This is a genomic window from Spiroplasma endosymbiont of Aleiodes alternator, from assembly GCF_964031135.1.
Classification (GTDB): domain Bacteria; phylum Bacillota_I; class Bacilli_A; order Mycoplasmatales; family VBWQ01; genus Spiroplasma_E.
In genome coordinates, this window is the sequence record NZ_OZ035008.1 from 726,857 (window position 1) to 753,205 (window position 26,349).

Below are 26,349 nucleotides of genomic sequence, written 5' to 3' on the forward strand. Positions count from 1 at the left end.
AATTAAATGACTAGAAAGAGTGAGTTACAGATGGCTAAAAAGCAAAATATTAATAATAATGATCCAATATCAAAAGCAGTAGATTTATTATTAGAAAATACTGAAGATTTAACAACAGTTTTTAAAGAGGGAGGATTGTATAAAGAATTAACAAAAAGATTAGTAGAAAAAATGTTGAATTCTGAGATGCAAAATTATTTAGGATATGATAAGAATCAACATAGTAATAGTGACAATGCTCGTAATGGTATAAGTTCAAAAAAATTAATAACTCAACAAGGTAAAATTGAGATTGATGTACCACGAGATCGCAATAGTAATTTTAATCCTGTAATAGTTGCGAAAAGACAAAGAAGATTTGAAGGTTTTGATCAACAAGTTCTTTCTTTATATGCAAAAGGTATGACATTATCAGATATTAGAATGCAATTACAAGAGTTATATCATGGTGCTGATATTAGTGAAAGTGTTATTAGTCAAATTACTGATGATGTTATTGATGATGTAAAAGCATGGCAAAATCGACCATTAGAAAGTGTCTATCCGATTGTTTATTTTGATTGCATAATAGTGAAAGTACGACAAGATAAAAGGATTATTAATAAATCAGTTTATATAGCTTTAGGAGTTGATTTAGAAGGTAAAAAAGATGTTTTAGGTTTATGAATTAGTGAAAATGAAGGTGCTAAATTTTGATTAGCAAATTTAACAGAAATGAAAAATCGTGGCTTAAATGATATTCTTATTGCCTGCAGTGATAATTTAACAGGCATGTCAGAAGCAATACAATCAGTTTATCTTAAAACAGAACATCAATTATGCATAGTTCATCAAATTAGAAATAGTTTGAAATATGTCTCATATAAGCATAGAAAATCTCTAGTTGCAGATTTAAAACCAATTTATACTGCATGTAGTGAAGAACAAGCAATGCAGGCTTTAGAATCCTTTGAAAATAAGTGAAATAAACAATATCCTCAAATTGCTAAATCTTGATATAAAAATTGAGATAATTTAATTGTTTTTATTAGTTATCCTGCAGAAATTAAAAGAGTGATTTATACAACAAATGCTATTGAATCTGTAAATAGTCAATTACGAAAAGTTATCAGAAATAAAAAAGTTTTTCCTAATGATATGGCAGTTTTTAAAATATTTTATTTAGCAATTGAAAATATAACAAAAAAATGAACAATGCCCATTCAAAATTGAAATACAGCAATTGCTCATTTTATGATAAAATTTGAAGATAGAATTAATCTAAACTAGTACTTTGTAAAACAAAGATACACAGATTACATAAAAGCCTCTTTATTTTTTCCTTTTCTCAATAAGTTATTTTTATCAAAACCCATTCGATTTGTTTTAAACATGTTATATAAAGTTTTTGTTGAAATACTTTTTATTTTATTTTCCTTTAAAAAATTAGCAATTATATCAAGCGCATAATTTTTAGTAATTAACAAATAATTAATAGTATTAATTTCTGTTAAAGTTAAAATTATTAATTTTCTACATGCATTTTGGTTCTTTTTTGAATTTGATTCAATATTTCTAATGGTAATAAGTTTTGATTTAATAATCTGCAAACTCTATGTACAGTTGATTTACTATAATCAACAGCTTTTGCTATTTTACGAATTGAAAATTCATAACTTTTATATTCTTTTATTGCTATTATTGATTCAATAGTCAGATACTTATACATTGTGCTAATTCCTTTCTTTTCTTAATTATAGAATTAACACAATTTAATTTTTATATAAATGTCCTTTTTAATTTTACAATTCAGGTGTTTTCTATTTTAGTATATATAAGATCAAGTAATCTAAGATTTTCTTTTATTTCAAAATTTTCATCTTCTAAACCATATAAAATTTTAGAAATGTTTTCTTTTATTTCATTTTGTTTTTTGAATTTTTTTTCTAACGTTTTTAATTCTTCATAAATTTTTTTCTTTAATTCATTTATATTAATAATTTTATTAATATAATCATTAAAAATAATTTTTTGATTTTCAATTGCCATAATTTCAACTTCTTTCAAAATAAAAACTCATTTGCTTTTTAACAAGAAAGCAATGAGTTAAAAACTTATATTAAATTTTTATAAATTGATTATACAAAATATTTTAAAAAAAGTTCGCACTTAAAAATTTGGAACTAAAATTTTTAAGTGCTATTTGAAATTTGTATTTATTTAATAGTGTAACTTTCCAAAATAATTTAATTTTTTAATAAATATTTTTGGGAAATTTTCACTCGATATTGACATACCAGAATCGTTAGAATTACTCTTTTCTAAGAGTGGCTTTACTTTAGTAAATGGTTCTACTTCTGAAAGTTGTTTTTTTGTTTCAATTTCTACTTCTATCTTAAAATTATCTAAACTAGAATCTGAAATAGATGATTTATTTTCATTAATTTTTATTTTTAATCCACTTTCTCTTACTATTAGTGTTTCTATATCTTTATCAAGTTTATCTACACTAATGGCATTTAATGAATTTAATTTATCACTTTTTTCTTTTTGAAGTATTTCTAAATCAGTTAATGGTTGCATATTTTCAATTGAAATATTTTTTAATTTTTCTCTTTGTTGTTTAATTTTTAGTATTGTATTTTCTAATAAAAATTGTTTTTGACTATTAGTTACTTTTAAATCTTCTATTTCTTTAGTATTATTCTTTTTGGAATGGCAACCCTTTTTAGAACTATTTTTTGGTAGACATTTGTTCTTCATACTTAACTGGAGTTAAGTACTTTAGAGTGCTGTGAATTCTTATGTTGTTGTATCAGTTGATATAATCAAATAATTCTAATTTTAATTGGATTAATGATATAAAATTTTTTTCATTAATAAATTCTGTCTTAAAAGTTTTAAAAGTCGCTTCAGTAACAGCATTGTCATAAGGACAACCTTTTTTGCTTAAAGAACGGGTAATGTTGAATGCTAATAAAAGTTTATCGATAGTTTTGTTATTAAATTCGTTACCGCGATCAGTATGAAATATTTGCATATTTTTTAAACAGCGATTTGATTGCATAAATGCTTGGTATACCAATGATGCATCTTTTTTAGTACCTACACTATGTCCAATAATTTCGCGGTTAAATAGGTCAATTAATAAGCAAATATAGTTTCATTTGCCATTAACTTGAACATAAGTTAAATCACTAACAATAACTTCATTTTTAAGCCTATTATTAAAGTTTCTATTAACAAGATTGGTAATTTGATTATCATTAACTTTATTATGATTATTTTTGAATGATAATTTCGTGTATTTTGATATTAAATTATGTTCATTCATAATTTTTTTAATTTTTCTTCTTGATAAAGGAAAACCTTTATTTTCCATACTGACTTTTAATCTTCTAGTACCATAAACTTCTTTATTTTCTTTAAAAGCACTAATAACAGCTTGTTCATAAATATTATTTTGCATTTTATTTTCTTTTTTTTAAATTAAAATAATATGTTGATTTAGAAATTTTTAAAAAACGACACATTGTGCGAATTTTATATTTAGATTTATTTTCAACCATAATCTCTATTTTCTGCCTATTATTAGTGCTGCTTGCTTTAAAATATCATTTTCCATTCTTAACTGTTTTAATTCTTTTCTTAATTTAATTAATTCATTTTCTTCAACAGAACGATTATCTTTAGTTTTAAAACTACCTGAATTAGTAAATTGCTTAATTCAATTATAAGTAGCTGCTCTTGTAACATTGTACTCTTTAGCAAGACAAGACACTGACTTAACACTTTGATATAAAGCTACTATTTGTTTTTTAAATTCATCTGAATATGAGTTAATATTGGCCATAATTATAGTTCCTTTCTTTTAACTAATTTGTTCACTTGTCTACGTAATTAGTGTCCAATAAAGTGAAACCCATCCAACTCATTTAATAAAACTGAAGCAAAAAAATCTATATATTCAAATATATAACTTTCTAATTTAACTATTGCATTAAGTTTATCTTCATAGGAATTATTATTTTTCATATTATTATATTACTTACTAAATTTGAAAATATTAATTTTATTTTTTAATTTAAATATGGGAATATTAATGGTTCATTAAAAATTTTACCCCATAATTCCAGCTTCATATAAATGTTTAAAGTGACCTTCTTTAACTTTTAATTCATCAAAAGTACCAACTTGAACTAAACCTTTTTCTTTTTCTAAAACTAAAATCTTATCAACAGTTTTAATTGTTGATAAACGATGGGCAATAATAATACTAGTACGACCAATCATTAATTTATTAAATTGTGCTTGTATTTCCTTTTCGACAATATTATCTAAAGCACTAGTAGCTTCATCTAAAATTAATAGTTCTGGATTTTTTAAAAAGATACGAGCAATAGCTACTCTTTGTTTTTGACCACCAGATAAGTTAATCCCATGTTCACCTAAAATTGTATTATAACCATTAGGTAATTGTTCAATGTAATCATGTAAGTTAGCTTTACTTGCAGCAATTTTGATTTCTTCTAAAGTTGCTCCTTGCTTAGTATAACTAATGTTTTCGGCAAATGTGCCAAATAAAATTTGTGGATCTTGTTCAATATAGCCAATATGATGTAAGTATTGTGCTAAGTCAATATCACGTAAATCAGTATTATTATTAATTAAAATTCTTCCTTTAGCGGGGTCATAGTAACGTAGTAATAACTTAGAAATAGTAGTTTTTCCGACACCAGTTGCACCAACAATAGCATAACTTTTACCTTTTTCAAAAGTGAAAGAGAAGTTATTTAAAATTCAGTCTTCTTTTTCATCATAGCGGAAATTAACATTTTCAAAAATAATATCACTAGTAATTTGTTTTACTGGTAAGGCTTTTTCTTTATTAACTATTTTTGGTTTAATATTAAGAATTTCATTAACTCTTAAAATTGAAGTTGATGTTTTAGCTCAATTACCTAAGAATTGAATACTTTGAATAACTGGGAAAATTAAAGTATTCACTGCTAATAAAAAAGCAATTAGTGTTGGAACACTAATGATGTGTTTACTTACAAACATGAAACCAGCAACTAAACCAACAATGTTAATTCCTGTTAGCAATGTAATTAGTAATGCTCTAGTAAAACTTTCAAAAGTAATAGTTTTTTTTGCTGCTTGGTAATATTTAAGATGTTCATTAGAAAATCTTTTATTTTCAATTTTTTCTGTAGCATTACTTTTAATTAAAGTAATAGTATTTAGTCGATCAGTAATATCAGCATTAACTTCAGTGTAAACTTTTCTTCATTTATAGTTTAAATAACGAATAATTTGAACATTTAATACTGATATTATTAAAATTGATAAAACAATACCTAAAACAATTAATGATAATTGTCAATTTAAAGAAAAAATAACGTAAATTGAACCAAAAAAAGTCACAATTGAACTAAGCATAGTTAAAGGAATAGATTGCATATTTTCACCAATAACACTAGTATCACTAATTAGTTTTGTTAAAGTGTCACCAATTTTGCGATCTTCATAATATGACATATCTAAATCTAGTAAATGTTTTAAAACTTTATTTCGATATTCAATTTCAACTTTAACACCAATGATGCTTCCTGTTAAATTACGAAAGTACATAAATAATCCTGATGCAATTTGTAAACTAATTAAAATATAAGCTAAAGTAGTAATTTTTTCTCATTGAAAACTATCGGGGGTAGCTAAAAAATTATTAGTAATTTTAGGAATAATCACTGAAATTATCGAAGAAGCAATAGTGGTTAGTATTGCAATTAGATAAAGTAGTGGATATTTTTTAAAGTATTTAATAACTGCGCTTAAGAAACCACTTTTTTTTATTTTTAATTCATTATAATCAGTCACGCTTTTTTTTATTTTTGCTGTTGTTTTTTCTTTTGTCGGCGAAGCAGTAATTTTTGTTTTATTTTTTTTGGACATAATATTTGATTTCCTTATTAATAATTTATTTTTATTTGTTATAGTGGTAAACCCAATTCTTTTAATGGAATATAATTTAAAGTATCTTTATATTCTGTTTTTTTAAATCAATCACTTAATAAATATCAGTATTCAATTTTGCAATCATTACTGAACAAATACATCTTCTGTTTTAAGTTATACTTCCCTTTTCTTTAATATTATATATTAAATAATTAATAAATAAGTATTTTACTGTAGATACTATTTGTTAATTTTTATTACTTCACGTTTCATATATTGTTAAAAACTTATTATTTAATGGTTTTTTTTGTTCTAGTAAATCCTTTTTTAAAATTTCTAGATAGTATTTAAAAGCAACAGTTAAGTCTTGGAAGGCAAGTTTTCTTAATTCTTCAACATAATAATGGTTACGTTCAATTGATATTTTATCTGCTAATAATACTATTAATTCTAAAGGTTTCATTTCAGTTGCACCAGTAGTATGTTTAGCAATTGCATGAAGAACTAAATCATCATGGTACTGATAATGATTTTTTAAATACAATGCTGCTACATAACCATGTCAAATTGGAAATGGTTGTTGTAAAATTTCTTTATTATATTTTGTTAAAAATTTAGTCATTTTATTTTTACTTCATTGTTTGCAAAGGTCATGATAAGTTCCTGCAATTAGGGCTTTATTAGCATCTTCGTTATAATGGATTGCTAATTTAACAGCCATTTTACCAACATTAATACAATGTTCAGTTCTATTGTTATCCAAATTTGCTTTTAAACGCTCATAACTATATATTAAATTATTGTTAATATAATCATTAATTTTTATATCAATTTGATTAATAATTTCACCATTTCTAATTTTGGCAGAGTTAATATCACTACTTGGTCGAACTACTAAATTTTGACACTTGTATTTTGACATTAGTTCTAATGTTTTACGATAATGAGGGCGATTAACAACAATAATTTTAACTAAATTAATTAACTGTTCAATTCCTTGTCATTTATTTAAGGTATATAAATTATCAGAACCGATAATAAAAAAGAATTTGTGATTTGGATAGTTTTCAATAAAGTAGTTAATAGTATTAATAGTATAACTAGGTTGTTTACTTGTTAGTTCATAATCATTTAATTTTATTCAAGAATAGTTTTTAATAACTAAATTAATCATATCGACTCTTTGTTGATCGCTGGCACTGACACTGTCTTTTAAGGGATTTTGTTTTGTTGGTAAAATTCAAACTTCATCAAGTGAAAGTTTATGATAAGCTGTATTTGCAATGTTTAAATGTTGATTATGAAATGGATCAAAAGTTCCACCAAAAATGCCAATTCTTTTCATTATTTGCTAGTTCCTAATGATTCTAAAATTTCTTTATTATATTTTTTTGTTCTTATCATTTTAATTTCATGTAAATAAGGTGGATGTCCATTAATTCATGGCGTTTCTAAAATTTTTATTTTAGTAAGCAACAATGGATGATAAATAATGTTAATTAAAGTTTGAAGACCAAGGTAACCCATTCCTAAGTTAGCATGACGATCTTTATGAGCATTGATTGGGTTTTTAGAATCATTAACATGAATAACTAATAATTTATCTAATCCAATAAGTTGATCAAATTGTTGTATTACTTGTTCTAAATTATTATTAAGATCATAACCAGCATCAGATAAGTGACAAGTATCTCAACAAACACCAATTAGTTCGGGTCTTTTTACATTCTTAATAATATATTGAAGTTGTTCAAAAGTAGTTCCTACTTCACTACCTTTTCCTGACATTGTTTCCAAAGCAATTTTTACAGTTTGTTTTTCTAAACATGCTGCATTTAGTCCTTTAACAATTTGATCTAAAGCAGTTTGTGGTAAAGCACCAACAGCGCTACCTGGATGTAAAACCAAAGTTTTAATGCCAATATCTTGACAGCGAATTATTTCTTGTCGTAAGAAATCTACTGCTAATTGGTAAGTACTTTTGTTAATACTATTAGCCAGATTAATAATGTAAGGAGCATGAACAATAAGATTATTAATATCAATATTTTTTTCAATTAGTTTTTCTGCAAATTCTTTAATAAATAATGCTTTGGTTGGTTTACGAATTGTATTTTGTGGAGCACCTGTATAAAACATAAACGTATTGGCATTATAACTTAGAGCCTCTTCAAGAGCACCTAATAAATATTTTGGTGCTTTCATTGAAACATGAGATCCAATAATTAATTTGTCGTTTTCCATCTTATTTCCTCTTTCATTATTAATTTTCATCAAAAAGTTTTTTTCTTCTTGCAATTGCTTGTGTTTTTTTAATTTTCTTAATTGATGCTTTAATGTGTTGTTTTCTTGTTTCTTTTTTTATTGCTTCTAAATCTTTATTAAATTTTTTCTTATAACCAGGAGTTACATTTTTATTTTTTTTAAAGCAATTAATAACATATTGCTCTTCTTTATTTCTTTCTATTTTTCGTTTATGAGCAATGATGTTGTCATTAGTAATTTCTGTTAGTAACTTATTATCTTTAATTTTATAGTATTCTATTGGAACGTTTAAATTTTTTAACTTATGAATAGTAGAATTATCACTCTTATCATAAAATACATAAGAAATACCTGAATAGTTAGCTCGTCCAGTTCGCCCCGCTCGATGAAAATAATATTCTATATTATTTGTCGGTAATTGTAAAGAGATAACATGAGATACCCCTTCAATATCAATACCACGTGCTGCGATATCTGAACAAACAACATATTGATATTCAAAATTTTTAATACGTTTAAAAGTTTGAGAACGTTCTCGTGCTGGTAATCCACCATGTAAGATTGCTACTTTTTTATTTTCTTCAATTAAGACGTTTGCAATTTCTTCAATATTTTCTTTGTTATTAACAAAAATTAAACATAAATAAGGATCAAACATTGTTAATAATGATTGTAGTTGTTTTTTACTATCTTGATGATGACGATTAATAAAAATATGTTGAATTTTTTGAGATTTATTATCAATACTAATTGTAGTAGCGTTAGTAATATATTTTTTTAATCAAGTAACTAGTTGGGGTAATATTGTTGCTGAAAAAGTCATAATTTGAGTATTTTTATTCATTTTAGTAATTAAAAAATCTAAATCTTCCATGAATCCCATATCAAATAACATATCACATTCATCAATAACTAAAGTGTTAGTAGTAGTAATTGCTAACATATTAAGTTCATATAAACGTTTTAATCTAGTTGGAGTACCAATTACAATTTGTGGTTGATTATTACTTAAATTATTACTTTGACGAATAATATCTTTGCCACCCACTAAACAAGCAATGCTAATATTTTGATCTTTGATTAAAGCTTTTAAAAAATTGAACGTTTGTTGAGCAAGTTCACGAGTAGGTGTAATAATAACTGCTTGTGTTACTTTTAAAGTAACATTACAATTATTTAAAATTGGAATTAAATAAGTATGAGTTTTACCACTACCAGTAGCACTTTTAATAATTAAGTTTTTATTAGTTAATGCTAAAGGAATGATTTCAGTTTGGACTGGTGTTGGATTAATTAGTTTTTCTTTTTTTAAATTTTCAATTAGTCATGGTTGTAAATTAAATTGTTGAAATGACATACGTTCACCTTTTTTTTAATGCAATATTAATATTTTATCTTATTTTTACTAAGTTCTTTAAAAAATAAGATAAAAAACTTTATTAAAAGTAATAATAATTACTATTTTAATATTTAAGATTATTAATTTTCAAAAAATAAAAAAATACATCAGTAATTTATACAACTAATTGTTTATCTAAATTTCTAATCTAATAAAAGTAAAATGTCAATAGATTATTTTTAATCATGTAAAATTAACTTAGAAAAAATTTAAGGGCTTAGAAAAGAGGTTTGTAATTTATGTCAGAAGAAGATGAAGAAGAAAAGAAAAAGAAGAAGAAATCAACAAAAATTATTGCTGGTCTTATCAGCTCTGCAGCTTTAATTGGAGCCACCATTGCTGGTGGTATGACAGCTATTGCTGAAACAGAAGGAGAAAAAGAAGAAGAAGAGGAAGAAAAAAATAAAAAAAAATCAAATGGTTCGATCTCTAAACAATCATCAATTAGTGATAATAAACGAATTTTAGCAGTAATTTTAAAAAGCAAAACAAATTTGCAATTAAAAACTGAAGACAAATTGAAAATGACAAGTCCAGAAACTGTAAAGGAGGTTATTAAAGAGAGACTAATTGAAAGTAATCCACAATCAAATTTAATAAAAGAAAAAATTATTTTAGGTAATTTAAAATATAATAATATGAACATTAAACCAACTACTTTAACAGTTGAAATGACTTATGATGACCCTTTAGTTATTGGAAGTGTAATTTTAAATGTAATTTATCCAAAATAAAAGATAAGAAGAACTTGTTTATAAAATGACGCAAATTTATATATTAAGAAAATTTAGGAGGTTATTTATATGCAAAATAATTTAAATATAATGTTTTTAGTTAATTGATCAGATTTTTCATTAAAGGACTGAATAATCATAGGATTATCAATATTATTATTAATGCTAACTTTTATTTTTATTTTAGTTATTTTTCTTTTTAAAAGAAAAAGATTTAAGTTTAAAATAAACAATATTATAAGTGATAATTTAGTAAAAATAGGTAAAAATAATTATAAATTTTCAAGTAGAAATGCTTTTATACTCTTTAATGAAATTAAATCAATAATTTTAGATAAGCGTTATAAGTATTTTTATAAATTTAAAAAGAGATATAAAGATGGTAGTTTAAATAATGAACTTTTTGATATAGTTCAAAAATATTATTTAAAAAATGAAAAAGAATTAAAGAAAAAACCAAAACCTTTATTTGAAAATAAAAAAAATGATAAACCCAGTGATGCTATTAATAAAAAAGATGATAAAAAAGTTAAATTTGTTTTTGATGATCAAGAAATGACAGTAAAAATTGAATAAGATAAATAAAACTACTCAACTGAGTAGTTTTATTTATTAATAACTATTTTTTATCTTTTAAAAATATGTATAAAAATTTAACACCAAATATTCTAGATATTATGATATAATTCTTTAAAATTAATTTAAGTTTTCAACTCATTATTTTATTTTTTAAAGTATATGGGTTTTTTTGAAAGGAAGATTAAAAGAAATGTATAGTAAAGTTAAAAAAAAGTATATATAAATTAATTGCTGAAATTAAAGAAGAAATAAAACTTCCAGAAGGATTTGAAGAAAGAAAAATGTACCATGCTTGAGTACAAGAACCACTTTGTAATGTTTTAGATACCACTTGATATCATGAAATTGATATAAAAATTCAAAATATTGAAAAAAGATTAAAAAATAATATTAATAAAACTGGTTTAAAAGAAATCAAAATAGAATTGGAAAAAATAACAAAAGAAATTGATCAAAAAAATGGTTGAGATATAGAAAAAGATAATAATTTTATTGATGAAATAAATAAAATAAGTTTATCAATCCAACATAAGACTAAAATTAATAATAAATTTATAGCAAAATAAAAATATTTACCATTTTGGTAACTATTTTTCTAAATTAAAAAAGATGCTAAAATCAAGAACATAAACTTAATATAAGTTTATAAATACACTATTTATTTTAAAAAGGAAATATAAAATATGAATATAATTTTAGAGAATAACAATAACGAAAAAACAAAAAATGAATCTATTTTTGTACCTTCTCCCGCTATTTTTGTAGAAATTTCATTTGAAAACATTAAAACTAAAAAACAAAAACATGCAGAAAGACAAAAAAATATTTAGAAAAAAATAAATCAAATCCTGAATTTATTAGAAAAAAAGAGAAGGAGAAAAAAGGGGACTTTCCAGCAATCTGTGTAACTTAGTGATTTTACAACTAAAATTTATTTAAAAAAGACAGTTTTTAGGAAAGTCCCGATTTAATATCAATAATATCATTTAAAGACAGAATTTTTTGATTTTCTTGCAATATATCTTCTATCTGTATTGTTTCATAATTAGCAAAGTTATTAACTTCATTAATCATTAATTGAATTTGCTTATCAAGCAGTTCTTTATTTTTTTTCTTTTCAATATATTTTTTTCTGCGTCTTTTTTCGAGGCTTTTATGTAATCTGTGTATCTTTGTTTTACAAAGTACTAGTTTAGATTAATTCTATCTTCAAATTTTATCATAAAATGAGCAATTGCTGTATTTCAATTTTGAATGGGCATTGTTCATTTTTTTGTTATATTTTCAATTGCTAAATAAAATATTTTAAAAACTGCCATATCATTAGGAAAAACTTTTTTATTTCTGATAACTTTTCGTAATTGACTATTTACAGATTCAATAGCATTTGTTGTATAAATCACTCTTTTAATTTCTGCAGGATAACTAATAAAAACAATTAAATTATCTCAATTTTTATATCAAGATTTAGCAATTTGAGGATATTGTTTATTTCACTTATTTTCAAAGGATTCTAATGCCTGCATTGCTTGTTCTTCACTACATGCAGTATAAATTGGTTTTAAATCTGCAACTAGAGATTTTCTATGCTTATATGAGACATATTTCAAACTATTTCTAATTTGATGAACTATGCATAATTGATGTTCTGTTTTAAGATAAACTGATTGTATTGCTTCTGACATGCCTGTTAAATTATCACTGCAGGCAATAAGAATATCATTTAAGCCACGATTTTTCATTTCTGTTAAATTTGCTAATCAAAATTTAGCACCTTCATTTTCACTAATTCATAAACCTAAAACATCTTTTTTACCTTCTAAATCAACTCCTAAAGCTATATAAACTGATTTATTAATAATCCTTTTATCTTGTCGTACTTTCACTATTATGCAATCAAAATAAACAATCGGATAGACACTTTCTAATGGTCGATTTTGCCATGCTTTTACATCATCAATAACATCATCAGTAATTTGACTAATAACACTTTCACTAATATCAGCACCATGATATAACTCTTGTAATTGCATTCTAATATCTGATAATGTCATACCTTTTGCATATAAAGAAAGAACTTGTTGATCAAAACCTTCAAATCTTCTTTGTCTTTTTGCAACTATTACAGGATTAAAATTACTATTGCGATCTCGTGGTACATCAATCTCAATTTTACCTTGTTGAGTTATTAATTTTTTTGAACTTATACCATTACGAGCATTGTCACTATTACTATGTTGATTCTTATCATATCCTAAATAATTTTGCATCTCAGAATTCAACATTTTTTCTACTAATCTTTTTGTTAATTCTTTATACAATCCTCCCTCTTTAAAAACTGTTGTTAAATCTTCAGTATTTTCTAATAATAAATCTACTGCTTTTGATATTGGATCATTATTATTAATATTTTGCTTTTTAGCCATCTGTAACTCACTCTTTCTAGTCATTTAATTATATTTACTAGAATTAATTAAACATAGTTATTTTTGTAAGTTACACAGATTACTAAACATTACCAAGATATTTACCAAAATCTACAGATCTATCTTTATATAAACAAAAAGACTTAAATGTTATAGCATTTCAAATTAATTCTACACCCAAAAAATCACTATCTTATAAAAGCCCAATAGACTTAATACAATTATTTTAAAAACTGTCCCATTTGTGAACATCTAGAATAAAGTAGACACAGAATTGTAACCTTTGTGTTAAAAATACTTTAAGGAAGGTGTTCATTTTTTTATGGCTAAATGACTATCAAAAGAAGAAAAGTTAAAAATAATAAAAATAAGTAAAATTAAAACAATTGATAAAACCGCATTAGAGTATGGTATTGGTCGATCATCAATAAAAGAATGAATTAAAGCATATAAATTATTAGGTGAAAAAGGTTTAGAATATGGCAATGGAATTCGTGCTAAAAAAACCAAAAGAACAGGTCGACCCAAATCTTTAAATTTTAATGAAATGACAAAACAAGAATTAATTGAATATATTGAGGCAATGAACGATATAAAAAAGTATTTAGAAAAATCGACAAAAAAGAAGAAATATTTTGTGATTTTCTCATTGAAGAAAAAATATCAGATTAGTTATTTATGTTGATTATTAAATGTTTCAAAATCAGGATATTATAAGTGAATTAAGAATGGAATGAATGAATTTAATAAATGAGATACATTTTTAGCTAATATAATTAAAAATATTTTTTATGAATTTCAAGAAATTTATGGTTATAAAATGATAACTTTATGAATTAACAAAATTTATAATTTAAAATTAAAATTTCATATTGTATATAGATATATGAAAAATATGAGTTTAAAAGCTAAGGTTCGCATAAAAAAATTTGATTATAGAACTAAATCAGGAAGTTTAAGATATGATAATTTATTAAAACGTGATTTTTCAACTACTAATTTAAATGAAAAATTAGGTACTGATATAACTTATTTATTAACTAATGGTAAAACATATTATTTATCAATTGTTAAAGATTTTCATAATAATGAAATATTAGATTATAAAATAAGTGCAAGTTTAGACATGACATTTGTTGTCCAAAACATTATCCAAGCTTGAGTTAATGCTCAAAAACCTACTTCATGAATTTTACAATCAGATCAAGGATTTCACTATACAAATCCTTCTTATAAAATTTTATGTGATGAATTAAAAATAAAAATTTCAATGTCTAGAAGAGGTAATTCCTGTGATAATGGTGCTACTGAAACTTGATTTGGAACAATGAAAACAGAATTTCTATATCAAATTCCAAGAAAAAATAGAACTATTGAATGAATACAAGACAACTTACCTAAATATATTTACTTTTATAATAATTATCGACCTCAAATAAAATTAAAAGGAATGAGTCTAATCGATATTCGATTGGACTCATTCCAAACCAACAAATAATTAGTTCATACCTATAAATTTAACACTTACAAACGCTATTTTATAAAATTTAATAAAAGGTTACTTTTATTGTCCACTTTTCTTGACAAGTTCATTTGTCCCATTTATATTTACAATTCAGGTTTCATAAAATAGCCCATCCCAGAACTAAACCAAATATATTTAAAGTAATAAATAATATTACTACTCCCATTGCATTATTTTTCAAACAATATTTAATTCCATAACGTATTAATACAATTCAAATAACTGCTCCTATTATTCCAAAAGATATTCATAATCCTAAATCCATGTTTACTTTTATTTTCCTTTTCTATTTATATTTTCTTTTATTGTACATTATTTTATTAAAAAAGAAAAGATAACTAATAAAAGTTATCTTTTAAACGTAAATAGAATTTTCAAGTTATTAAACGTTTGTTAATATTATACTCTAAAACTAAACATTTTTCAACAATATTTTAATAAATTTGTTACAATACTTGGAGTTAAAAAATAAATAGAAAGGTGTTAAAAAATGTTTAGTTTTAAAGAATTTCTAAAATCTGAAATCACTAATATTTTAGCAAAATATTTTCAAAAAATCTATGAGTTTGATGAATATTTTTTTTCTAAATAGAGATAAAAATCAATATAAAATTGATTCAAGAGTTAATAGAACAGTAAATACTCCAATTGGAATAGGAACTTTTAGACAAAGAATCTATTGAGATAAAATAAATAAAAAATATTATTATCCAATTTATGAAGAATTTGGTATTAAAAAAAGAGCAAGAATTACTAATGATTTATATTTTGATATATTAGATAATTTAATTGAAAATTTAATATCAAAAAAAGGTTATTTTAATATTCAATCAGAATTTAAATATACTTCTTTTTCTAAAAATCTTATTTCAAAAATTTTTAAAAATGCAAAAATTGAAAAATTTATACCATAGCAAAAATTTAAAGTATTAGATAATCAAAAATTAAATATATGTGCAGATGATGCTTTTGTTACTTGTTGAGATGAAAATGGTTTAAAACAACAATATTGTTGTAGAATTTTAACTTTTAATCAAGGTAAAAAAGAAATTTATTCATATATAAATAAATTACAAAAGAAAATAACTACATTTTTATTATTTAAAAGTGGTAATGGTTTAAATCAAGAACAATTATATAATTTTACAACACAAACTATTCTTAATCATTATGATATTAATTTAAATATATTAGGTATTCAATGAGATTATCATAATTATAATTTAGTTGTTGCTGGTGATGGTGCATTATGAATTAAAGCAATGGCTACTTGATTGGGATGTTATTATATTTTAGATAAATATCATGCTTATAGTTATTTATGAAAATCTTTTGTTGGAGTTAAAGGGAAGAAAAAAGAATCTCATGATTGAACTAAATATATTAATGGAACAACTACTTTTGCAAGTGGTAATTGTAATCAATTACTTAGTTTTTTAAAACCTAATGTTAATGAAAAAACTTATAATTATTTTAAAAATAATGCTCATGGTATTGTAAATCAAAATGCTTCATGAAATATAGGTTGTAGTGCTGAAAGTGATGTATATCATTTTTTAAAATCTTTAACTAATGGAGCAAAAATATATAATTATCAAACATTAAATAATATGTTAATTGCAAAAGCAAATTATTTAAATGCTAGAAGTTATCTTAATAGTACTTAATAAGTTAAAACTTCATATTTTTAAAATCTAATTTTAAGATTAGAATTTTTGTGTTGTTTAAATGTATTTTTTAAATTATATTTTTTAGTATTTTTAAATTTTATGGTATAATTAAATTAACAAATCATAGAATTTTCAAGTTATATTGTAAATGTTATTGAATTCTATGGGTTAAACTTATACGTCCAATAAATTCAATGTTTGATTAGGAATAGCAACTAAATTGAAAAATAAATTTATAAAAAGAAACAAAAAACTAATAAATTGTAAAGTATATTTTTTTTCCATATTATTATTAATTCCTAAAAAGAAACTAAAAATAAAAAAATAAAAAGTTAAAAGTGTAAAAATAGAAATGAAATAATTTAACATCATAAAATTTTGAAAACGATAAACTTGAGTAACTTGTAAACTATTATTAAAAACAATATTGTATGGTAAAACTTGCGTTAATAAAAACATTAATAATAATAAATAAAAAATCTTTTGATAACTAATATTACCAAAAACATGTTTTCTTTGAAAATTTAATATTTTATAATTAATAACTAATTTTTTTTTAATAATTTTAAAAAATAAATATGCAAACAAAAAAATTCATAATAAAAACATTAAAAAAGAAAAATTTGAAAAAATTTGAAAAAAAATATTCATATTACTTTACTACTTTCTTTAATATTTATTAAGAACTTACTTAATGAGTTACATTATACCAAAATATAATTTTTCTTAAATAAAAAATGAAATAAATAATAAAAGAATTAAATCTAATTAATATAAATTTTAATTTTAAATAAAATACCCTTTCTTTAAACAAATCATAAATGTTTATTCAAAACAATTTATTTGTCTAAAGAAAGGGGTAAATAACTAATTTAAATATATTTTCAAAAATAAATTTAAATTTATAAATCAATTTTAATATCTTGACGATCGCTATCTGATGCAAGAAAGTAATCTTTTGAAACTAAATTTAATGTTGATGCTACAACATTACTTGGAAAGGTTTTAATTTTACTATTGAACACCTTAACATTAGCATTATAAAATCTTCTAGCAGCAGCAATATTATCTTCACAATCTTTGGCACCTGATTGTAATTGTAAAACAGTAGTATTTCCTTTTAAATCAGGATAATTTTCTAATAAAGCATTAAATTTTCCAAAAGCTGCATTAAGTCCACTATCTGCTTTTGAAAGATCACTCATTGTTTCCATTTTTCCACTTCGTAAAGATACAACATCTGTTAATGTACTTTTTTCAAATTTCATATAACCTTTAGTAGCATCTACTAATTTTGTTAATAAATCAAAACGACGCTTTAATTGCACATCAATATCAGAAGCAGTTTCTTCAATTGATTGTTGTAATCTTAGAAAATTATTACGAGAAACAATAAATAAAATTATTGGAAATATTAAAACAAAAGATAAATAAACCATAATTTTTCCAAATAGTGACGGTTGGGCAGTAAATGATTCATTGCTTGGTTTAATTGTTGACATAATTTTCTCCTTTCTTATCAATATCTAATAACAAACTATGTTTAATAACTAGTCCATTCTTGGTAAGTTAAATATTATTTACACACTAAACCATAATAATTTTACTATATTTTTAAATTTAAGTAATGTATTTTTTTAAGTTTTTATTTAAACTTATAATATTTTTTATTTAAATTTATACTAAAATAATTACCTTTGCCAATAATAATATGATCAACTAAGGTAATATTAAAAAACCTGAAAATTTTTTTTAATTTCTTCGGTGATATATAAATCAGATAGTGAGGGTTCACTATATTACCACTAGGATGATTATGAATACAAATTACTTTACTTGATTTATGAATAAGTGCCAGATGCAACATATCTTTAACATCAATTTTCATAGTATCATTAGTACCATTATATAATAAATTTTGATGAATTAATTTATTTTGATTATTTAATAATAATAAATAAAAATGTTCTTGCGTTAAATTTTGATAATATGCATTAACTAAATTAAAAACATCTTTGGGAATAATAATTTTAAAATATTTTTTTTGACTTTCAATAGTTCTTATTCTTTTTACTATTTCTAAACAAATTAAAACTTCTAAAGCCTTACTAACACCAACACCTTTAATACTCATCAAAGATTTAATAGTTACTTTATTTAAATTTTCAAGACCATTAAAATTAGTAATTATTTCTTGCGCTAAAAATAATACATTTTTTTCTTTAGTTCCTGTTCGCAAAATAATTGCTAATAATTCATTATCACTAAGAGCGTCAAAGCCATATTTAATGGCTTTTTCTCTTGGTTTTTTTGTATTATTAAGTTCTTTAAAATTCATAAAAAGGTGGTATTAAATGTGTTAATTTTTCTTGAAATTTATTAAATTCATCTTTAATTTTTGTTAAATCTTTACTATCATCTTTAGAACTATCTCATTTACTTTCAATACCAGCTGGTAACTTAATACTTCCTGAAACACTATTTCATAAATTTTTAATAACAGGAATTGCTATCCCTGCTAACATGGCACCCATTAAAAATTGAGCAAAACCACCACTAACTGCCTGACACTCTTGATCAGTCATTGGTTCTAAATCTTCTAAAATCATATTTATAAACCCCCTAAAACTTATTTTTATTTAAAAAATAGTTTTTTCCTTTTTAAATTTTATAAGTTTAAAAAAAAGCAATAGGATTTTCTAAATTATACTTAAAAACTTTAACTTTTGTTGATAATTTTTCAATAAGTAGTTGAAAAAGAAAATCAACAAATTTTTGTTCCATATAATGACCAACCAAAATAACATTAATTTTTCTATCTTTAGCTTCCATAATATAGTTTCATTTCATTTCTCCAGTAATTAATAAATCAATATTGTTAGATAAATTACTAATAATATCACCACCAGCACCAGCAGATAAAGCAACAGTCACTATATTATTATCACTCAATTTATTATTAACCAATTGTATATTTGCAACATTAAAATATTTTTTTAAGTTATTAATCAATTCTTTTAATGGCATTTGTCTATCAAATTTACCAACTATTGCCAACTTTTCTTCATTAATAAAATGAATATTTTTAATTTTTAATTCTTTAGCCATCAACATATTCATACCTACTAATGATATATCAAAATTAGTATGTAATGAATATACATTAATATCTGCTATTAGTATTTTACTATATAATTCTTTTTTTCAATTTGAAATATTAGATTGATTAATATCTTTGGCAAAAACTAATGGATGATGAGAAATTATTAAATCAATATTATTATTAATGGCCTCAGTTAAAACTTCATTAGTAACATCCAAACAAACTAAAATTTTATTAATATTGGTCTTTGTTTTTGATTTAATTTGTATTCCTGAAAAATCTCATTCACAAACATCTTTTAAAGGAAAATATGTTTCTAAAACATTAATTATATTATTGATAGTTAACATTTTAACTATTATCCTTTATAAAATTCTTTAATATGTTTAGATTTAGACGGATGTTTTAATTTTCTAATTGCCTTTGCTTCTATTTGTCTAATTCTTTCTCTTGTAACAATAAATTCTTTACCAACTTCTTCTAGAGTTTTTGGAGAATCGTACTTAGTAATATGACGATGAACAACCTTATCACTTAACAATTCTGTTTTATCTAAACTAGTATCATAGTGTAACTGTAAATTATTAACTACTGTTTTTAATTCAGTAATTTCTTTTTCATCTTCACAAAGTTCTAATAATCTTCTTAATTTTGTTGGTAAAATTCCAAAACGCATTCTAATAACTTTTTCTTCTCGTTTTGTTAATACTTCAGCAAAAACACGATCCAATTGTTCTCTTAATCAATGTCTTTCGGCATATTCATCGGGAGATAGCATATTTTTATCTTTAATAAAATCACCAAAATGTGTATCATCTTCTTCACCAATTGGTTTTTCTAAAGATACTGGTTCAATAGCAAGTTTTTTAATTTCACGAACACGATCGGCTGTCATGTTTTGTCCCATTTTATTGGCAATTTCCTCATGAGTAGGATCACGACCTAATTCTTGTGTTAAGTTTCTTTCAATTCTTGTTAACTTATTAATTCTTTCAACCATATGAACAGGTACACGAACCATTTTACCTTGATCAGCTAAACTTCGTGTAATTGATTGTCTAATTCATCAAGTAGCATAAGTTGAAAATTTAAAACCACGGCGATAATCAAATTTATCAACTGCTTTAATAAGACCAATATTACCTTCTTCAATTAAATCAGCAAAATCTAAACCACGATTTAAATGTTTTCTAGCAACAGAAACTACTAATTTTAAATTTGATTTAATTAATTGCTCACGACCATATGTTCTTTCCTCAACATCTTTTGATTCTAACATTTTAGCATATTTAATTTCCTCACCTTGACTCAATATTTGACTTGTTCCCAAAATATTGAAATAAGACTTAATTCCATCTTTTCTTCTTGTATCATTAGAGATCCCCATTGTATTTTTAAAACTCAAATCACTAACTAAAATATCAATATCTAAATCATCAGGTAATTGTTCATCATCAATATCGGTAAAATTAGCATCATCTTCAACTTCATCCATCAAAATATCAGTAAAGACTACTCCTTCTTTTTCTAACCGATCAAAAATTTCCTCAATCGTATCATCATCTAATTTTAAATGTGCAAACTCTTTAATGACATCTTCTTGTTTTAATTCTTTTGTTTGACTCTTTTCTAATTTTTTAATTAAATTACTTTCTACTTCTTCTAAAGTTAAAAGTTTTTTCAATTTCGTTTTTTGTTGTATAACAGCCATATTTTCACCTTATCCTTAATTTATCATCATACTTATTTTTTCTTTATTTTATTTTTTAATACTGATATTTCTTTTAATAACAATATTTGTTTTTCAATATTTTTTTCAGATTTCAATTTATCATTGATCATTTTTATTTCATAATCAATTAGTTGATTATTAATAATTTTTAAGTAATCATTAATAATTTGAGGTTTTAAATCAAACTTTTTATTTTTATACTTATCAAGAAGTTTTTCTAAAATATTTAAAAGTGAATTACCTTTAAGTTCTTCTAAAATTAAATCAAAATTAATTGCTTCTATTTGATTATTTTGATATTTTTGACTAATTAAAAAGTATAAATTCATAAAATCTTGATTTGGAAAAATAAATTTTTCTTTTTCTAAAATTAAATAAACATTTTTTGATAACATTACTAAAAAAATAAGTTGTTCTTGTGCTTCAAAAAAAATATTTTTTACTTCAATTTTAGATTTATTTTTGATACTAAAAGTTGTAGTTACTAAATTATTATCAATATTTAAAATTTGTATTAAGTCTTCAGTGGATAAATTAGTTATTTTTGCTAACATATTTAAGTAAAACTTTTTAGTAATAACATCATTGATTTTTGTTCAAATTGGAACTAATGATTTTAAAAATTCATTAAGTTCATAACTATCTTTTTTAATGTCATATTTAGTTAATGATAAATTAATTGCAAATTCAAAAGGATGAATGGTTTTTTTTATTATTTCATAAAATTTTTGAGAAAATTTATTTATTAATTCATCAGGATCAAATTTAGTATCATTATTGATAATTTGTACTTTAAAATTATTTGATAATAAAACACTAGCTATTTTTAAAGATGCTATTTTTCCTGGTAAATCACCATCTAAAAAAATAATAATATTAATAGTAATTTTTTTTAAAAGTAAAATATGTTCTTTTGTTAAATTTGTTCCCATTAAAGCAACAACATTTTTAATATTTTGATTATTTAGAGCAATAACATCCATAAAACCTTCAGTCAAATAAATAACTTCATTTTTTTTAATATAATTTTTAACATTATTAAAGTTATATAAAATTTTACTTTTCTTAAAAAAATCTGTTTCTGGACTATTAATATATTTATAACTTTTATCTTCTCAATTATAATTTCTTGCAGAAAAACCAACACAATCTCCATCTTCATCTTTAATAGCAAACATAATTCGATTTGAAAAGGTAGGAAGAAGTTGATCCTTATTATTAATTTTCATAAGTCCTAATTTTACAAATTCAATATTATCTTTATAACCTTGTGCATTAAGATAATCTATTAATTCATTATTAATAGGTGCATAACCAATATTAAAATATTTAATATTTTCAGTAGTAATATTACGATTTTGTAAATATTTCATTGCTTCTTGACCAATATCAGTTAGTAACTGATAACTAAAAAAATTCATTGCAATATTATTTAAAATTTTTAGTGGATTTTTTTTAGTTTCAACATTAAATTCAGATAAATTAATTTCAAACTCTTTTAAATTTAAATTAACATTATCTGCTGCTTCTTTAAGAGCATTAATAAAATTAATATTTTTATATTTTTGTAAAAAAATAAAAACGTTTCCTTGTTCACCACAAGAAAAACATTTATAAATTTGTTTTTCTTGTGAAATTGATAATGAAGGAGTAGAGTCTTCGTGAAAAGGACAGATAGCTCAAAAATTATTGCCTTTACGGATCAAATTTAAATATTTACCCATAACTTCAACAATATTAATTTTTGCTTTAACTTCATTAATTTTTTTATTAAACTCGATATCCATATTTTTTCACACAATTCTAACAAATAATGTCTAATTTGTCATATAAATATTCTTTAAGTTGATCAACTTTAACTATAACTTGATTTGTAGTATCACGATCTCTAATTGTAACAGTACCTTTAGTTTTTGTGTCATAATCAATTGTTACACAATACATAGTACCAATACCATCTTGATAACGATAAGATTTACCAACACTTGATGATGCTTCATAAATTACTCTTAATTGTGTTTTATTTAACATTTCAAAAATTTCATATGCCTCTTTACCCAATTTTGTTTTATTTAAAGACATAACAGCTACTTGATAAGGGCAAATAATCTTATTTAATTTTAACACTAACCGTTCTTTATCGTCTTTTAAAACTTCTTTTGTAAATGCTTCACAAACTAAAGCTAATAAAAGCCTTTCAACACCAATTGAAGGTTCAATAACTGAAGGAATAACCATTCTTTTTACTGTAACATTAGGATCTTGAATTTCAAAATTTACACCAGAATTCTCACTATGTTTTGTTAAATCATAATTCCCGCGATTAGCTATACCACATAATTCACTCATACCAAAAGGAAAATTATATTCAATATCAGTAGTTGCTAATGCATAATGTGCTAGTTGATTTTGTTCATGATTTTTAAATTTTATATTTTTTGAATTCAATAAACCTACTAGAGAAAGAAATTCTTTACATTGATCAACTCAATAATTAAATCAAGTGTTATCATTTTTATCCTTTGGAATAAAGAAAAATTCTAATTCCATTTGTTCAAATTCTCTAGTACGAAAAATAAAATTACCAGGAGTTATCTCATTTCTAAAACTTTTACCAATTTGACCAATACCAAATGGTACTTTTTTATTACAACTATTTCTTACATTATTAAAATTTATAAATATTCCTTGTGCAGTTTCAGGTCTTAAATAAATTTTATTTTTATTTTCTTTTAAAACACCTTGATATGTTTCAAACATTAATTGAAATTGTCTAACTTTAGTTCAATCTTCATTATTGCATTTAATACATTTAATATGATTTTGATTAATATATGTTTCTAATTTTTCATTACTTCAATTATCACAATTAATACTAGGAAAATAATGATTAATTAAATTATCAACTCGAAATCGAGACTTACATTTTTTACAATCAATTAATGGATCACTAAAATTACTCAAATGCCCTGAAGCTTCTCAAACTTTAGATTTCATAATAATTGAACTATCTAACCCAACATTGTATGGATTTTTTTCGACAAAAAAAACTCATCAACTTTTCTTAATATTATTTTTAAGTGCTACACCAAGCGGACCATAATCTCAACTATTTGCAAGACCTGAATAAATTTCTGATCCTTGAAAAATAAAACCATTTTCTTTTAAATGAGTAATTATTTCCTTCATTGACTTATCATTGATAATTTTATTAATCATTGCCCCTCCATTAATCATAAAAATTTTCTTAAATATCTTAAATAATACATAAAATCTCTAAAAAGAATAATCTTATTAATAATATGTTCATAGATAGGTTTTGTCAACGTATTATAAGTGTTATATATTATTAAAAAAAATATAACAACTAATTATTAAAATATTTATGTAATTATTAATTTATTATTATATTTTTGACAGTGGTTTTCTAAAATATTAAGAATTTTATTAAGTTCTTCTTTTTCAACTTTTCATTTATTAATATCTTGATAATTTAATAAATAAAGTTGATATATTTTTTTAAACAAAACAATGTCAAAATTAATTATAGCTAATTTTAAAGAACAATTTTTACAAAAAATACCACCCAAATCATAATTAATTAAATACAAATTAGTTATTTGATTACAATTAATACAATTAGTAAAGTTAAACTGAATTCCTTGAAATATTAAACTATGAAATAAGAAAAAAACATAAACTTTCTTAAAGTTACTATTTATCATTAACTGTTCATATAAATTAAATAAAAAAGAAAAGATATTTTTATTATTAATACTAATTTTTTCTAAATAATTAATAATTATCTTGTTAAAATTTTTAATCAATTGATAACTTTTTTCATTTATAAAACTATTAAAACTTTTTATTTTTTTATATGTTATACATAAGTTTGAACAATCATAATTTTGATTAAAAATAAAAATTCAACAATCTAAAAGACTATATTTATTTAAATTGATTTTTATTTCTGGTAAAGAAACTATTTTAACACCATAATTTGATGTTAAAATGTTAACATTATTTATTGATTTAATGTAGTTAATGTTTAAAATCAAACCAGTATCAATATTAAACATATTTTAACTATAACCTAACTCTTTTAATTTTCTAGGATTATTTCTTCAATCAGGTATTACTTTTACAAAAGTTTTTAATATAATATGAGAATCAAAAATACTTTCTAAATCTGTTCTAGCTCTTATTCCAATTTCTTTAATCATACTACCTCCTTTACCAATAATAATTCCTTTTTGTGAGTCGCGTTCAACAACAATAACAGCATTAATATCAGTAATATTAGTATTTGGATTATAATTAATACTTTCAATTAATACTGCTACACTATAAGGAATTTCTTCTTCTGTAAAATTTAAAATTTTTTCACGAATAATTTCCTTAATTAAAGTATTATCTGAAACATCATCGTTATTTTCAATTAAATAATTCTTTTCACCAATTGGTAAATACTCATATAGTTTTTTCAATAATATATCTAAGTTCATTTCTTTTATAGCAGAAATTGGAATTATTTCTTTAAATGGTAATAAATCTTTTCACTCATTAATTTTATCCATTAATTTTTCTTTTGTTACTAAATCAACCTTAGTTAATAAAAGTAGAATAGTTGTATTTACCCTTTCTGATAATAATTTAATAATATGTTTATCGCTATTTCCAATGTATTCATTACATGGCGCTAATAAACAAATAATGTTAGTTTCTTTAGTGGCACGGTTAGCATCGCGATTCATCATTCGTCCAAGTTGGTTATTATGTTTATGAATGCCGGGAGTATCAAAAAATATGATTTGCATATCATCACTATTATAAATACCTTGAATTTGATTTCTGGTTGTTTGTGGTTTATTAGACACAATTGCCTTTTTTTCTTGAAGAATGGTATTTAATAAAGTTGATTTTCCAACATTACTTCTACCAATAAAACTAACAAAACCTGATTTAAAATTATTAGTCAT

General features: G+C 22.8%; 25 protein-coding genes and 3 pseudogenes. 9 read left to right on the forward strand and 19 right to left on the reverse strand.

What is annotated here, in order from left to right:
• The first annotated feature begins 30 nt into the window (after nt 1-30).
• Nucleotides 31-1,269: an IS256 family transposase gene (locus tag ACQH20_RS04295; protein ID WP_425377561.1), complete on the forward strand. Its 1,239-nt coding sequence runs from the start codon at nt 31-33 to the stop codon at nt 1,267-1,269.
• A gap of 41 nt (nt 1,270-1,310) precedes the next feature.
• On the opposite strand, the pseudogene ACQH20_RS04300 reads toward ACQH20_RS04295, so the two are convergent.
• From ACQH20_RS04300 to ACQH20_RS04335, 8 genes and pseudogenes are all read right to left on the reverse strand, one after another.
• Nucleotides 1,311-1,708: pseudogene (locus tag ACQH20_RS04300) on the reverse strand (helix-turn-helix domain-containing protein); the annotation flags it as partial.
• A gap of 50 nt (nt 1,709-1,758) precedes the next feature.
• Nucleotides 1,759-2,028, reverse strand: coding sequence for a hypothetical protein (locus ACQH20_RS04305; protein WP_425376639.1), 270 nt, complete (start codon nt 2,026-2,028; stop codon nt 1,759-1,761).
• A 171-nt stretch (nt 2,029-2,199) separates the two neighbouring features.
• A complete protein-coding gene (locus tag ACQH20_RS04310; RefSeq protein WP_425376640.1) occupies nt 2,200-2,742 on the reverse strand; it encodes a hypothetical protein in 543 nt (180 codons plus the stop codon).
• Nucleotides 2,714-3,832, reverse strand: a pseudogene (locus ACQH20_RS04315) (IS3 family transposase). Before ACQH20_RS04315 ends, ACQH20_RS04310 begins: the two are co-directional and overlap by 29 nt.
• A gap of 266 nt (nt 3,833-4,098) precedes the next feature.
• Nucleotides 4,099-5,934: an ABC transporter ATP-binding protein gene (locus ACQH20_RS04320; protein WP_425376641.1), complete on the reverse strand. Its 1,836-nt coding sequence runs from the start codon at nt 5,932-5,934 to the stop codon at nt 4,099-4,101.
• 250 nt (nt 5,935-6,184) lie between these two features.
• Nucleotides 6,185-7,282 (reverse strand): nicotinate-nucleotide adenylyltransferase, encoded by a 1,098-nt coding sequence (locus tag ACQH20_RS04325; protein ID WP_425376642.1) that lies wholly within the window; start codon nt 7,280-7,282, stop codon nt 6,185-6,187.
• A complete protein-coding gene (locus ACQH20_RS04330; RefSeq protein ID WP_425376643.1) occupies nt 7,282-8,181 on the reverse strand; it encodes a deoxyribonuclease IV in 900 nt (299 codons plus the stop codon). The genes ACQH20_RS04325 and ACQH20_RS04330 overlap by 1 nt, the downstream gene beginning before the upstream one ends.
• Before the next feature lie 19 nt (nt 8,182-8,200).
• Complete coding sequence (locus ACQH20_RS04335; protein WP_425376644.1) at nt 8,201-9,559, reverse strand: DEAD/DEAH box helicase; 1,359 nt, start codon at nt 9,557-9,559, stop codon at nt 8,201-8,203.
• A gap of 281 nt (nt 9,560-9,840) precedes the next feature.
• On the opposite strand from ACQH20_RS04335, the gene ACQH20_RS04340 reads away from it, so the two are divergent.
• From ACQH20_RS04340 to ACQH20_RS04355, 4 genes are all read left to right on the forward strand, one after another.
• Complete coding sequence (locus ACQH20_RS04340) at nt 9,841-10,335, forward strand: hypothetical protein (RefSeq protein ID WP_425376645.1); 495 nt, start codon at nt 9,841-9,843, stop codon at nt 10,333-10,335.
• Between the two features lie 69 nt (nt 10,336-10,404).
• Entirely contained in the window at nt 10,405-10,911 is a 507-nt protein-coding gene (locus tag ACQH20_RS04345) for a hypothetical protein (protein WP_425376646.1), read from the forward strand.
• A 284-nt stretch (nt 10,912-11,195) separates the two neighbouring features.
• The gene (locus ACQH20_RS04350) at nt 11,196-11,480 is read left to right on the forward strand and encodes a hypothetical protein (RefSeq protein WP_425376647.1); all 285 of its coding nucleotides are present in this window, start codon (nt 11,196-11,198) and stop codon (nt 11,478-11,480) included.
• Nucleotides 11,481-11,597: 117 nt separating this feature from the next.
• Nucleotides 11,598-11,744, forward strand: a complete 147-nt coding sequence (locus ACQH20_RS04355) for a hypothetical protein (protein ID WP_425376648.1) — start codon at nt 11,598-11,600, stop codon at nt 11,742-11,744.
• A gap of 357 nt (nt 11,745-12,101) precedes the next feature.
• Here the strand turns inward: ACQH20_RS04355 and ACQH20_RS04360 are convergent, their stop codons facing one another.
• Nucleotides 12,102-13,340: an IS256 family transposase gene (locus ACQH20_RS04360; RefSeq protein WP_425377561.1), complete on the reverse strand. Its 1,239-nt coding sequence runs from the start codon at nt 13,338-13,340 to the stop codon at nt 12,102-12,104.
• A gap of 89 nt (nt 13,341-13,429) precedes the next feature.
• Here ACQH20_RS04360 and ACQH20_RS04365 point away from each other — a divergent pair.
• Nucleotides 13,430-13,570, forward strand: a pseudogene (locus ACQH20_RS04365) (IS30 family transposase); the annotation flags it as partial.
• Between the two features lie 92 nt (nt 13,571-13,662).
• Nucleotides 13,663-14,838, forward strand: coding sequence for an IS3 family transposase (locus ACQH20_RS04370; protein WP_425376649.1), 1,176 nt, complete (start codon nt 13,663-13,665; stop codon nt 14,836-14,838).
• A gap of 49 nt (nt 14,839-14,887) precedes the next feature.
• On the opposite strand, the gene ACQH20_RS04375 is transcribed toward ACQH20_RS04370, so the two are convergent.
• Nucleotides 14,888-15,130, reverse strand: a complete 243-nt coding sequence (locus tag ACQH20_RS04375; RefSeq protein WP_425376650.1) for a hypothetical protein — start codon at nt 15,128-15,130, stop codon at nt 14,888-14,890.
• A gap of 304 nt (nt 15,131-15,434) precedes the next feature.
• On the opposite strand from ACQH20_RS04375, the gene ACQH20_RS04380 reads away from it, so the two are divergent.
• Together ACQH20_RS04380 and ACQH20_RS04385 are read left to right on the forward strand one after the other, a co-directional pair.
• Nucleotides 15,435-15,779 carry a UPF0236 family transposase-like protein gene (locus ACQH20_RS04380; protein ID WP_425376651.1) on the forward strand — a complete coding sequence of 115 codons (345 nt, stop codon included), beginning with the start codon at nt 15,435-15,437 and terminating at the stop codon, nt 15,777-15,779.
• A 360-nt stretch (nt 15,780-16,139) separates the two neighbouring features.
• Nucleotides 16,140-16,532: a hypothetical protein gene (locus ACQH20_RS04385; RefSeq protein WP_425376652.1), complete on the forward strand. Its 393-nt coding sequence runs from the start codon at nt 16,140-16,142 to the stop codon at nt 16,530-16,532.
• Between the two features lie 905 nt (nt 16,533-17,437).
• Here ACQH20_RS04385 and ACQH20_RS04390 read toward each other — a convergent pair.
• From ACQH20_RS04390 to era, 9 genes are all read right to left on the reverse strand, one after another.
• Nucleotides 17,438-18,037, reverse strand: coding sequence for a LemA family protein (locus ACQH20_RS04390; RefSeq protein WP_425376653.1), 600 nt, complete (start codon nt 18,035-18,037; stop codon nt 17,438-17,440).
• 143 nt (nt 18,038-18,180) lie between these two features.
• Complete coding sequence (radC, locus tag ACQH20_RS04395) at nt 18,181-18,873, reverse strand: RadC family protein (protein ID WP_425376654.1); 693 nt, start codon at nt 18,871-18,873, stop codon at nt 18,181-18,183.
• A complete protein-coding gene (locus tag ACQH20_RS04400) occupies nt 18,863-19,144 on the reverse strand; it encodes a hypothetical protein (protein ID WP_425376655.1) in 282 nt (93 codons plus the stop codon). Before ACQH20_RS04400 ends, radC begins: the two co-directional genes overlap by 11 nt.
• Nucleotides 19,145-19,211: 67 nt before the next feature.
• A complete protein-coding gene (locus ACQH20_RS04405; protein ID WP_425376656.1) occupies nt 19,212-19,988 on the reverse strand; it encodes a Nif3-like dinuclear metal center hexameric protein in 777 nt (258 codons plus the stop codon).
• Between the two features lie 8 nt (nt 19,989-19,996).
• Nucleotides 19,997-21,349, reverse strand: coding sequence for a sigma-70 family RNA polymerase sigma factor (locus ACQH20_RS04410; protein ID WP_338957374.1), 1,353 nt, complete (start codon nt 21,347-21,349; stop codon nt 19,997-19,999).
• Between the two features lie 32 nt (nt 21,350-21,381).
• Entirely contained in the window at nt 21,382-23,157 is a 1,776-nt protein-coding gene (dnaG, locus tag ACQH20_RS04415; protein WP_425376657.1) for a DNA primase, read from the reverse strand.
• A gap of 16 nt (nt 23,158-23,173) precedes the next feature.
• Nucleotides 23,174-24,589 (reverse strand): glycine--tRNA ligase, encoded by a 1,416-nt coding sequence (locus ACQH20_RS04420; RefSeq protein WP_425376658.1) that lies wholly within the window; start codon nt 24,587-24,589, stop codon nt 23,174-23,176.
• Nucleotides 24,590-24,753: 164 nt separating this feature from the next.
• Nucleotides 24,754-25,449, reverse strand: coding sequence for a DNA repair protein RecO (recO, locus tag ACQH20_RS04425; RefSeq protein WP_425376659.1), 696 nt, complete (start codon nt 25,447-25,449; stop codon nt 24,754-24,756).
• Between the two features lie 3 nt (nt 25,450-25,452).
• Nucleotides 25,453-26,349, reverse strand: a complete 897-nt coding sequence (era, locus tag ACQH20_RS04430) for a GTPase Era (RefSeq protein ID WP_425376660.1) — start codon at nt 26,347-26,349, stop codon at nt 25,453-25,455.